Raw genomic sequence first — 11,713 nt, forward strand, 5'->3', positions numbered from 1 at the left:
AGTTCAATCGCGGAGAATATGGGGTTGGAAAAAACCAACCCATGAAGAATCCGCGAACGGCGACAGATCCAGACATCCACGACGCATATTCCGTGTGACCTGAATCACATCGACTCGCATACGGCCTCAACTCCCCATACGGTGACGCGGCCTTGGATATCCGCGATGCGGGCCCATTAACGGGCCGATCACCAAGAGTTTCTCAACCGGATTTTGCAGAATGCTTGGACTTCTTTAGCAGCCCAGGAATTGGGGGAAAGAAATGCAAAAGAATGGGTCGGCTTCTCCGCCCCGCTCATGGGCGCGCCTCGCGGTCGTCGGCGCCACCGTTCTCGCGGTCGCCGGCGCGGTCGGCAGCCCCGCTCTCGCCATCGCCGCCGTCCCGGCGCACTCCCCCACCGCCACTCGGGCGCCGGCCGGCTCCTCCCTGGGCCTGACCGAGGACCAGGCGCTCGCGAAGGCCCGGTCCACCGGAAAGTCCGTCCAGGCGAGGGCCGCCACGACGGAGTCCTCCACGCTCACCGCCAACCCAAACGGCACGCTGACGCTCAGACAGACGATCGCGCCCGTACGCAAGTTGGCGGATGGGCGATGGAAGAGCTTGGACGCGACGCTGTTCCGGCACGCGGACGGCACGATCTCCCCCAAGGTGTCCACCGGTTCCCTGACCCTCTCCGGCGGCGGCGCGGACGACCCCCTGGCCACCATGCGGGCCGGCAGCGGCTCCCTGGCCGTGTCGCTGCCCTCCGCGTTCGCGCTCGGCACTCCCACCCTGTCCGGCCCCACCGCGACGTACCACGATGTGCTTCCCGACGTGGATCTCGCGGTCACCGCACAGGACACCGGCGGGTTCAGCGAGGTCCTGGTCGTCAAGAACGCCACGGCCGCCGCGAACCCCGCCCTCACCGCCCTGACCCTCGCCACGAAGGCCACCGGGGTCACTCTGACCGGCGACAAGGCCGGTGACATCACCGCCAAGGACCGCGCCGGACGGCTCCTGTTCTCCGCCACCGCCCCCACCATGTGGGACTCCACCCGGCCCGCCGCGAACACCCCGAAGGCGACCGACCCGCACACCGGCCAGACCGTGGACCGGCACAACGGCGCCCCCCTCGCCTCCAGTCCGGCCGCTCCGGGCGACGCGGCCCGCAAGGCGAGCCTGAAGGCCACCTACCGCCCGGGCCGCATCGGCCTGTCACCCGACCGCGGCCTGCTGACCGGCGAGCACACCACCTACCCGGTCTACATCGACCCCACCTTCACCGCATCCGGCCAGACCGACACCGTCCAGGCGTGGGCGTTCGTCGACAACGAGTGGCCCGACACCGCCTTCTGGAAGCCCGCCTCCTCCAACCCCGGACCTCTGCACGTCGGTTACACCGACTGGACTTCCGACGTCTCCACCAACCGGTCGTTCTTCCAGACCAGCGTCCACAGCGCCCTGTGGAACTCGACGGTGCTCTCCTCCGATATCTCCTTCTACGAGAACTGGTCGGCCTCCTGCACCGCCAAGGCCCTCGACCTGTACTGGACCGGCTCGATCTCCTCGTCCACCACCTGGAACAACCAGCCCTCCCGGCTCAGCAAGATCGGCTCGCAGTCCGTTGCCCACGGCTGGTCCACCTCCTGCGGCCCCGCGGACGTCACGTACTCCCTCACCTCGCTGATGCAGCGGGCCGCCGACAACCACTGGTCGAAGGCCACCTTCGGCCTGCTGGCCGCCGACGAGGGCGACGACCTGGCGTGGAAGCAGTTCAGCAAGCAGGCCACGATCACCACCACCTACGACCACACCCCCACCACCCCGACCTCGCTGACCACCAGCCCGGCCACCAACTGCACGGCCACCACGCCCACTTCACTGGGCCTGGGAGATGTCACCCTGCGCGCCGCGGTGTCCGACCCGGACGGCACCACCAGCCCGCTCACCGCCAACTTCACGCTGAAGAACATGGCGAGCGGCACGACCTACACCCGGGCGATCAACGCCACCAGCGGCACCACGGCAAGCACCCTCTACTCCCACACGGCCTCCGGACCCTTCAACGCGCTCACCGCGAAAACCGAGTTCGCCTGGTATCTCACCGTCACCGACCAGCATCTGACGAGCAGTCAGTCCAAGATCTGCCACTTCTACTACGACCCCACCGCACCCGGCGCCCCAACCGTCGCACCGGTCACCTCCACCACGAGTGAGTGCACCGAACTCACCGACAGCCCCTCGGGCGACAGCCTGTGCGCCGTGGGCACATCGGCAAGCTTCACGATCACGGACACCAACACCACCACCGCGCCCGGCAGCTACCGCTACCAGCTCAACGGCGGCAACCCCGTCAGCGTCACCGCGTCCAGTACCGGCCCCTACACCGCCAACATCTCGCTGAAGCCGACCACCCAGACCGACGTCCTGACCGTCACCGCCGTCGGCACCAGCGGCAACGTCGGCGACACCTACGACTACCGGTTCATCGCCCAGGCCCCCGCCACCGCCACCACCGACGACCTCAACGGCGACGGCAACGCCGACCTGCTCACGGTCGGCGGCAAGAACTCCCTGCCCGCCGGACTCTGGCAGGCCACCGGCAACGGCGGCGGCAAGGTCAACGCCGTCGCCCGCAACATCGGCATCGACGGCAACGGCGTCTCCACCACCCAGACCGCCACCTCCTTCACCGGCACCCAGGCCGTCACCGGCCACTTCTTCACCGGGGACGGCTTCAACGACGTCCTCGACTACGGCTACGACACCTCAACCGGCGCCATCAGCGGCGAGATCCTGCGCGGCCAGGGCGACGGCACCGACCTCCAGCCCGTCGACTCCCTTCCCGTCACCAACGCCACCGGCGTCTTCGCCCTGACGACGACCACCTTCAACGACGACGGCACCACCACCGACACCACCACCCCGGCCACCTCCATCGCCACCGGTGGCGGGCTCTACTACACCGTCAACGGGGAGACCCCCACGGGCTATCCGGACCTCCTCCTGGTGATCAACGGCTCGCTCTACGACGAGAACTCCGTGCCCGCCACAGGTCTGTACCCCGGTGCCGACCAGGCCACCGACCTGGCCGACTACAACCCCTACTGCCTCGCCCAGAACACCGCCACCACCACCAACTGCACCACCGGCTGGAGCGGCTGGACCCTCACCAGCACCCTCGACGCCAACGGCCTGCCGGAGCTGTTCGCCCGCGACACCAGCACCGACACCGGCGACCCCTCCCACGGCCAGCTCTGGTACCTCAGCCCCGCCAACCTCCAGACCCTGACCTACGACGCCCTCTCCAACGGCGCCACCGACACCACCCTCACCTCCGTCGAGGCCGCCGCCTCCGGCTGGGACTCCGCCAGCCAGCCCACCCTCCAGGCCGCCGACATCAACAACGACGGCACCCCCGACCTGTGGACCCTCGGCAGCACCGGCACCGCAACCGCCCATGAGATGACCCTCTCCGGCACTACCGCCACCTTCACCACCCCCACCGGCCAAGCCCTGAGCACCGACACCCACGACTGGCCCCTCAACGACTACGACACCACCGCCCTCACAGCCGACGACAGCGGCACCAGCGCCATCACCCTCACCGGCACCAGCGGCGTCACCGCACCGGAAGGCGGCCTCTTCGACCCCGACGTCGCCCTCGACGCCGGCGACCACGACTACCTCCAGGGCGCCAAGGCCCTGGACCTGACGAAGTCGTTCACCGTGTCCGTCTGGGCCGACCCCACCGCCTACGGCGGCGCCGTGCTCTCCCAGAGCGGTAGCGCCGACTCCGGCATCCTGCTCTTGCCCACCACAGACGGCTGGCAGTTCGGCCTCAACACCGGTGCCGGCACCGCGTGGAGCTTCGACACCGTCACCGGCGGCACCGTCCACCTCGGCACCTGGGCTCACCTGACCGCCACGTACGACAAGACCACCGGCGTGATGAACCTCTACGTCGACGACGTCTTCGTCGCCACCGGAAACCACACCGCCCCCAGCACCGGCGCGAGCGGCAACTTCCAGCTCGGCGACGCCCTCAACGCCTCCGCCCGCACCGACTACTACAGCGGCGAACTCGCCCGCGTCCAGACCTGGACCGGCTCCGTCGTGCCCCCGGCCCAGCCCTACACCCCGGCCGGCTACCACCAGGCCGTCACACCCACCCGCATCCTCGACACCCGTACCAGCAGCGGCCTCACCTACACCAGTGGCATCACCGCCGGGGCCAGCACCGTCACCTCCGACTCCGTCACCCAACTGAAGATCGCGGGCGACAGCGTCACCTCACCCGTCAACGGCGCTCCCACCACCATTCCCGCCTCGGTCACCGCGGTCGCCGTCGACGTCACCGCCACGGCGCAGACCGACCACGGCTACGTCACCACCTACGCCGACGGCACGCAGCGTCCCGTCACCTCATCCACCAACTTCACCGCCAGTACGACCAGAACCGGCTACCAGATCGTCCCCGTCGGCAACGACGGCAAGATCGACCTCTACACCCACATCGACACCAGCAGCGGCACCACCGCCCTGATCGTCGACCTCACCGGCTACTTCACCAGCAGCCCATCCCTCACCGGCAACCAGACCTACGCCCCGCTCACCAGCGAGGTCCGCGCCCTGGACACCCGCTCCAGCGTCGCCCACACCACCCTTTCCAGCACCGGAACCGTCGCTGCCGGCACCAACTTCACCCTCCAGATCACCGGCCTGAACGGCGTACCGGCCAACGCGACGGCCGTCGCCGTCAACCTCGCCGCCGCCAACGCCGCCGACACCGGCTTCCTCCAGGCATACGCCACCGGATACGCCCCCACCGCCGACACCAGCCTCAGCTACAACCCCGGCAACGCCATCGCCTCACTCTCCGGCGACGTCCCCATCGGCACCAACGGAACCATCACCATCTCCGTCCACAGCAGCGCCGCCGCCGTCATCGCTGACATCAGCGGCTACTACACCACCAGCACCACCGGCCAGAAATTCCACACCACCAACCCCACCCGCCTAGTCGACACCCGCAGCGGCATCGGCGGAAGCTCCAGCCCCGTCACCTCCCTCGGCACCTACACCCTCGCCACCAGCACGACCCAGCAAGTCACCATGGCCACCACCCCCACCCTCGCCGCCATGCTCACCGTCACCAACTCCACCGGCAGCGGCTACGCCATCGCCTACCCCACCGCCGTCGGCAAACCCGCCACCAGCAACCTCAACTGGGGCACCGACGACACCCTCGCCAATCTCACCCTCACCCCCACCGACGCCAACGGACAGATCAGCATCTACAACAACAGCGACGGCACCGCCGACTTCATCGTCGACACCAGCGGCTACCTCAGCTGACCGACACATTTCCGTGAAACACCGAGGCCGGGCACCCGACAAGTGCCCGGCCTCCCCGGCCTCATCCCTGAGGGGCAGCCAAGAGCAGCGCCGGCATGCAGTGCGAACGCTGGTCCACGCTCGGGGTCGGCCACTACCGCCTGCTTACATCGCCGCGGGTAAGGGCGAGGGCTCACAGGGGCCGGTAAACCTGCGTTCCCGGCCGTTTCCTCTGCGGGCCGTTTCCTCGGCCATCGCCAGACGCTCGCTCACCAGCCACCTGCTGCCACTGAACACCCACCACCGGCCCGGAGACACCGTCCTCTGGACACGGTCGCGCCATCCCGGCCCCTGTACGGCCCCTGGATCTTGGTACCGAGCCTCCAGACAACGCGGCAATGGAGTCGTTCTTCAGCCTGCTGCAGAAGAACGTCCTCGACCGCCGGAGCTGGACCACCCGCGAGGAACTGCGGATCGCAATCGTGACCTGGATCGAACGGACCTGCCACCGCCGCCGCAGACAAGCCGCACTCGGCTGGCTCACCCCTGTCGAATTCGAGACCGTCATGACCACACCGGCCCTCCAGGCCGCGTGACCGCACCTGTCACCGGAACCTGCATCAGACCCCCTGTCCATCGGCACCTGAGACACACTCCCTCGCCAAGCAATGTCGTACCCGGAGTACGCCTCCCGCGGGCGGTGAACGGGCATCGGAACAAGGTCAGCTCCCGGCAGTCCGTAGTCCGAGCAACCGAACGGGGTACGTCGGCAACCCGCGGCTTACATGCCCCGCCGAAACCGTGAGGCACTGGGGGGCGACTCCCTGGTGCGATCTGGGGCCGTTTCAGTACGGGCCGTTTCTCCCCCACGCCGACCGGCCACGTCGGCAACGGCACGATCCAGGCGAGCCCAGTTGCCACCACACCGCGCCTACCCTGCTACGCCCCTGGGCAGAGTGGATGACTCGGCACCGGAGCGACCCCTTCCGGTTTCCCCGCGTCCAGCCAGCGTCCAGAATCCAGTGCCCAACCAGCCACAGGAGCCATGTACCGCAAGTTCAACCGCTACGAACTGGAACATCCGTGCAGGTCAGGGGGCATTCGCACTATCGACACCGGCAACGAGGCTGAACTCACGCGCAGCGGATTCATTCCGTTCAGGCAAAGTTGACGATCCGACAGGACAAAATGAACGTTTCCGCAGGTCACAGCCCTGCACAGGTGGGGCGGGTGGGACTCGAACCCACGGCCGACGGATTATGAGTCCATTCGTGATCTTCCGATCAGCCCCCGAGCCTTCCTAGATCTTCATGTTTCCGCAGGTCAGAAGGCTAGGCATGGTCGCCCCTCGCCATGACCTTCCTGATCCTTCTCGGCCTTTCCGTCCACTGGGCGTCCACTACGGGTCCGCCCAGCGGTGTTCCACGACGATTCCGGTACACCACCGGGAGCGATGACGCAGGCAGGGGCGCAGCGCATCAGGAGTTTCGAAGTATCGGGCAACGGAGTGCCTTACCGGCGAGACGGGCTCCATCCGCTTCGCCCGCGGGTTGAGCCATCCGGCGTCGCCAACGTAAATCCCACGGAACGGTTGGGACATTGGGAGACACTTAGGAGTCCATCCACCCCAAAAGTCGGTCGCATTGCGCAGATCGATGCCGTGTACGACCGCGGAGACCGGCTTACTTCGCTGACGGAGGGGTTCAGGGCCAGTTGGCCAGTGAGCCCGCAATTCCGGCGAGGAGCAGAACAACTCGACGTCCGCTACGGCTTCTTCAATCTTGGGTAGCCCGTTCGAGTAGATGGCCGGATCCGCGAGATGAGCCAGGAATCGAAGCTTGGTATCACGGCCACGATGTTCGTCGTCCAGAGTCGACAGGAACACTCCCGCCGTGAGGCCCGGTCGTTCTGCTGTCGCTTCGATGGCAACCGTGGTTCCCGCACTTCCGTCACGGCGGTACAGGACGGCGTCCGAGTACCCGACGTCGTCGAGGGCCTTGGTTACGTAGTCACGGAGGGCCCGGAGTTCGGCTGCTTCCAGCCCTGCTGGCCACGCCCACTCGACACGGATGGCGAGGATCGGGTGTGGGTTGCCTGCGGGAAGCTGCTGAACCTGTCCATCCACACGGACCGACTCGCCCATGGATGTCCTCGCAGGGGCATGATCGGCCCCCAGACTGCCCAGGCCCACGGGCTTGCACCGGCTCACCGCACATACTCACCGGCAGACGGGCACACCTGCCAGTAGGCCGACAGGCCCTCCGACCCGGGCTCACGCGGGGTTGGCGGAGGCGGTCGGCCTGGACCGAGGGGCTGGCCTGACAGATGATCAAGCAGGCCTGCGTGTCGAGTGTGCCTTCCGTGGGCGCTGCGCCTATGCCGAGCGGGTCAGAGCGACTCGAACCCTTCGATAGGCCCTCGTCATTGAGTGGCCTCGTGTTCCGTCGGGGTGCTCGCGAAGGAGAGCCGTGGGATCGGAGCGTCGGGTGAGTTGTCGTAGCTTGGTGCGGCTGTTGTGCTCGACGAGGATGGGCACGTAGTTGGGGATACGGGCGTTGCTGAGCGGGTGGTAGCAGTCCTGCACCACATCCTGCACGGTGGCAGCCGTCAGCAGGTTGGCGTAGGAGGCCGTCAGTCGGTCCGTCAGCTCCTGGATAGTGTCGGGCACTGCGGTTTCGGCCGTGTTCGCGCCCATGGGGCGCTCCTCACTGTCGCAGATGGCCGACCGCGGCATCCGATCAGTGTCCGGGTGCTCGGTGTCGGCCTGTCCGCTTCCCACGCTTGCACGGATCGTGTCCGTGGAACGGCCCACCGGATGTGTTCATCAACTCGCCATCTCGGATCGGTCGGCCTGCGGGCCGGGCGACCGAAGGCCCTCGGTATCAGCAGTCCCGGTTGCCTCGTTCACAGCATCAGCGGGGCAGACGACGGGATGTCGCCGCCGGCTCCGGCACGGGATTCACGCGACTGATCGGCGCCGTCCGGGGCACCCGGCGGGGAGCGGCGCAGTCACCGAGATCGCGTGTGGTGCGTCGTCCACCGGTAGGAGTAGACAGATGCTCGCATTCGTGGCCGCCGCACTCTTCGTCATCGCCTTCATCATCCGTGTCACCGAGACGTCGACCGAGGCGGTCTTCAGCCCGACGAGCCTCATGCTTGCCGGGCTCGCTTTCCTCGCCGTGCACTCGGCCGGCGTGGGGTCCGGCTGGTCCGCCCGGCGAAGCTCCACCCGGGGAAGCTCCACCCGGAGAAGCGGAAGTCGACGCTGAGCAAAGCGATGTGTTCCAGCGTCGTGCCGGCGGATCCGAACGGGAAGCGGCCGGGTATTGCCCATCAGCGGGGCTGAGTTGCGCCCGGATCAGGCGATCACCGCCTGTCGTCGGTGGCTGTACCTGTGCCGTGGAGGAGCGATGGGGTGGCGTCCTTGCCGCTGCCCGCCTCGCGGCTAGAGCACGCGGTCCTCGCTGGTCTGCGGCGTGTCCTCGTCCGGCAGGTGCACGTCGTTGACGGCGATGTTGACCTCGACGACTTCCAGGCCCGTCATCCGTTCCACCGCCGCGATCACGTTCTCGCGGACCTCCGCGGCGACGTCGGCGATGCTGATCCCGTATTCCACGACGACTTGGAGGTCGATGGCGGTCTGTTTCTCGCCGACCTCGACCTTGACGCCGCGTCCCGCGCTCGCGTGGCCGCCCGGGACCCGGTCGCGCACCGCGCCCATGGTGCGAGTGAATCCGCCGCCCAGTGCGTTGATTCCGGGGACCTCCCGTGCGGCGATCCCGGCGATCTTCTCCACCACCCCGTCCGCGATGGTCGTCCGGCCGCGTGTCTCCGGCGGTTCCTGAGGCCCGGACCCCGCGACCTGCACCGTCGCGCCCATGCCGATGCGCGGCTCATCGGGATCGGAGTTCTGCAGGGTTGAACCGTTCGGCTCCGTCATGTGAAGCCACCTCCTCGGGCAGTCGACGGACTGCCATACCTGAGCGGCTGTCGGCCGCCGCCGTCGTGCCGCTCTCCCAAGTTCCGTGCAGGGCACCGGACATGAGCGCGCCACTGGCCTTCGGCACCGTCCACATCCTGGGACTGGGCGGCTTCGGGCCGTCCGCCGCATCGGGTTGCGGACTATGCTGCTGTACGGACGTCCCAGACCCCGGCGGCTTGTCGTTGCTCGACACAGATGGCTGCGGGGAGCGGATCTTTCGTCCGTCACCCGGCGCATCCCTGGAGGGAACTGGGTGGATCCGTTGTCCTGCCGCACAGGCTGCCGGGTCGGCCGTTGCTCCGTCTCCGCCGAACGTACGCCCCTGTCGGCAGCGCGCCAAGGGGGCCGGGAATCCCGGCGTCACCGCGTGCTCTGCCGGATGGTCTTCTGAACCGAGGCGTCATGCCCCTTCCACAGCTCACCGTCCACCGCCATGATCTACGCAACCGGGCGCTGATCACCCTGGCCGGTGAGATCGACCTGGAATCGGCCCCGCTGGTGCGCACGGAATTGGCTCGGTGCCTGAGCGACGGCATCCGCATCGTCGATGTCGACCTCACCCCCGTGACCTTCTGTGACTGCAGTGGCCTCAACGCTTTCCTCTACGCTTCACAGCGGACCACGGAGGCCGGCGGGACCCTGCGACTGCACCACCCGCCACGGACACTGAGCCTGATCCTCGACTTCACCGGCTGCGGGTTCCTGCTCCTTGGCGTTCCGTTCGGGCATCCGGCACCTCCTCCCGGGGATGTGCCGGCCCCGACCGCCCAAGCTTCGCCGCAGCGGTCCGTTCCGCTTGCCGCTGTCCTCTCGGGTGATGTGCGGTGACGGCCTGGTCAGGACGAGGGCAGCGGTACAAGCCCGACGCCGGTGAGCCGTCCATCATGGGCGCGGTGCGGTTACGTCGGGTGAACCGCTGGCAGGCGCAGGGTGTGAGCGGGGAGCTCGCGGATCTGTACGTCGACTCCCGCGAGACGTCCGCCGCTGAGGCGCACCGCAGCCGCAGCCGCCAGGACTTCCTGAACCGTCTCACCGGCGACATCCGGCGGCCGGGGTTCGCCATGGTGATCGCGGAGACGGACCGCCTGGTGGGATGTGCCTTTGGCTTCCCGGTGGGCAGTGACGGCTTCTGGTGGCTCGGGTTCGACGGAACACTGCCGCGCAGCATCGAGCAACTCACCGAGTCGGGCGGAGTCTTCGCGATCACCGACCTCCTGGTCCGCCCGCACCCGCAGGACCAGGACCGTGACGTGGCATGCCGGTTGCAGGAGCGGCTCCTGACCGACCATCAGGCGACGCTCGGCGCCACCCTGGTGGATCAGGCCGAACACCCGACCCTCGCTGCGCTCCGTTCCTGGGGATGGCTGGACGTGGGAGAGATCTGGAAGCCGATCAGCGCCACGCTGCTCCGGGTGCTGGTCCTTCCGGTCGGGGAACGAACCGGGGCGAGGCTGGAGGGTCTTGCGTACGATGCCTGGACCCGGTGGCCCGGGTGAGGTCCGACAGTCGGTCGGCCCGCATCCAGGTGCTGGTCGCCGAGCAGGCGGCGCGACGCGGTGGCCGGGTCGGTGTGGTGGACGTGTGCACCGCGGCCGTGGCCGCGCTGCCGGTCGGCGGGGCCGGACTGTCGGCGATGTCCCGCACCACAGCGAGCCATCCGCTGTGCAGCACCGACACCATCAGCGAACAACTGGAGGAGCTGCAGCTCACGTTGGGCGAGGGCCCCTGCGTCGATGCCTTCACGCACGGCTCGGCCGTTCTGACGCCCGATCTGCTGACCGGCGCGCTGCAGGACCGGTGGACCGTGTTCGCCGATGCGGCCCTGGAAGCCGGAGCGCGCGCCGTATTCGCACTCCCCCTGCAGATGGGGGCGATCAGCCCTGGAGTTCTGGACCTGTACGCCGACGTGCCGACCGTCCTGGACGCCGAGGAGCTGGCCGACGCACTGGCGTTCGCCGATCTCGCGACGCTGCTCCTGCTTGATGCGCGGATCGACGAGACGGGCGGACCGGTCGACGGAGCACTGGCAGATCGCGGCTTCGAGGACCTGGGCGGATACCGGGCGGAGATCGACCAGGCCACCGGCATCCTCACCGTCCAGCTCGGCGTCGGCATCGACGAAGCCTTCGTCCGGCTACGCGCCTACGCCTATACGCAGGGCCGCCGGCTCGCCGACGTGGCCGCCGACGTGGTGGCCCACCGGCTCCGCTTCCCCCCGGACACGGAACCCGAACGTACCGACGAGGAAACCTGATGCACCGGTGCCGTCCGACGAACGTGCCGCACTTCCCGCCCCCTTCCGGCGGGACTAGTCTCAATCGAGGGTGACACGATGAATCAGCAGCTCCTGGCCAAGACCTTCGTCGAGCTGGCGGACAACCTGGTCGCCGACTTCGACCTGATCGACTTCCTGC

Annotated in this window: 7 protein-coding genes, 1 tRNA gene and 1 pseudogene; 6 read left to right on the top strand and 3 right to left on the bottom strand. The window is 68.0% G+C overall.

Features of this window, described 5'->3' with window-relative positions; genetic code table 11:
* Positions 1-262: 262 nt before the first annotated feature.
* Together IG08_RS62540 and IG08_RS0124890 are read left to right on the top strand one after the other, a co-directional pair.
* Entirely contained in the window at positions 263-5,338 is a 5,076-nt protein-coding gene (locus IG08_RS62540; protein ID WP_030606331.1) for a LamG-like jellyroll fold domain-containing protein, read from the top strand.
* Positions 5,339-5,703: 365 nt separating this feature from the next.
* Positions 5,704-5,913, top strand: a pseudogene (locus tag IG08_RS0124890) (IS3 family transposase); the annotation flags it as partial.
* Between the two features lie 626 nt (positions 5,914-6,539).
* On the opposite strand, the gene IG08_RS0124895 reads toward IG08_RS0124890, so the two are convergent.
* Together IG08_RS0124895 and IG08_RS0124900 are read right to left on the bottom strand one after the other, a co-directional pair.
* Positions 6,540-6,608, bottom strand: a tRNA-Met gene (locus IG08_RS0124895).
* 1,083 nt (positions 6,609-7,691) lie between these two features.
* Positions 7,692-8,096, bottom strand: a complete 405-nt coding sequence (locus tag IG08_RS0124900) for a three-helix bundle dimerization domain-containing protein (RefSeq protein WP_158812278.1) — start codon at positions 8,094-8,096, stop codon at positions 7,692-7,694.
* A gap of 277 nt (positions 8,097-8,373) precedes the next feature.
* Between IG08_RS0124900 and IG08_RS0124905 the strand changes: the two genes are divergently transcribed.
* Positions 8,374-8,586: a hypothetical protein gene (locus tag IG08_RS0124905; protein ID WP_030606340.1), complete on the top strand. Its 213-nt coding sequence runs from the start codon at positions 8,374-8,376 to the stop codon at positions 8,584-8,586.
* Positions 8,587-8,762: 176 nt separating this feature from the next.
* Here the strand turns inward: IG08_RS0124905 and IG08_RS0124910 are convergent, their stop codons facing one another.
* Entirely contained in the window at positions 8,763-9,257 is a 495-nt protein-coding gene (locus IG08_RS0124910) for an Asp23/Gls24 family envelope stress response protein (RefSeq protein ID WP_030606344.1), read from the bottom strand.
* A 444-nt stretch (positions 9,258-9,701) separates the two neighbouring features.
* Between IG08_RS0124910 and IG08_RS0124915 the strand changes: the two genes are divergently transcribed.
* From IG08_RS0124915 to IG08_RS0124925, 3 genes are read left to right on the top strand one after another with little or no spacing between them, the layout of a single operon-like run.
* Positions 9,702-10,127 (top strand): STAS domain-containing protein, encoded by a 426-nt coding sequence (locus tag IG08_RS0124915; protein ID WP_030606348.1) that lies wholly within the window; start codon positions 9,702-9,704, stop codon positions 10,125-10,127.
* A complete protein-coding gene (locus IG08_RS61560; protein ID WP_234342972.1) occupies positions 10,124-10,795 on the top strand; it encodes a hypothetical protein in 672 nt (223 codons plus the stop codon). The genes IG08_RS0124915 and IG08_RS61560 overlap by 4 nt, the downstream gene beginning before the upstream one ends.
* Positions 10,792-11,553 carry an ANTAR domain-containing protein gene (locus IG08_RS0124925; RefSeq protein ID WP_043455113.1) on the top strand — a complete coding sequence of 254 codons (762 nt, stop codon included), beginning with the start codon at positions 10,792-10,794 and terminating at the stop codon, positions 11,551-11,553. The genes IG08_RS61560 and IG08_RS0124925 overlap by 4 nt, the downstream gene beginning before the upstream one ends.
* Positions 11,554-11,713: the final 160 nt, after the last annotated feature.

The organism is Streptomyces fulvoviolaceus (genome assembly GCF_000718165.1).
Taxonomy (GTDB): domain Bacteria; phylum Actinomycetota; class Actinomycetes; order Streptomycetales; family Streptomycetaceae; genus Streptomyces; species Streptomyces fulvoviolaceus.

Bases quoted from the DNA above. Each gene is read 5' to 3' on its own strand.
- IG08_RS62540 (WP_030606331.1), top strand. From the start codon at position 263: ATGCAAAAGAATGGGTCGGCTTCTCCGCCCCGCTCATGGGCGCGCCTC.
- IG08_RS0124905 (WP_030606340.1), top strand. From the start codon at position 8,374: ATGCTCGCATTCGTGGCCGCCGCACTCTTCGTCATCGCCTTCATCATC.
- IG08_RS0124910 (WP_030606344.1), bottom strand. From the start codon at position 9,257: ATGACGGAGCCGAACGGTTCAACCCTGCAGAACTCCGATCCCGATGAG.
- IG08_RS0124915 (WP_030606348.1), top strand. From the start codon at position 9,702: ATGCCCCTTCCACAGCTCACCGTCCACCGCCATGATCTACGCAACCGG.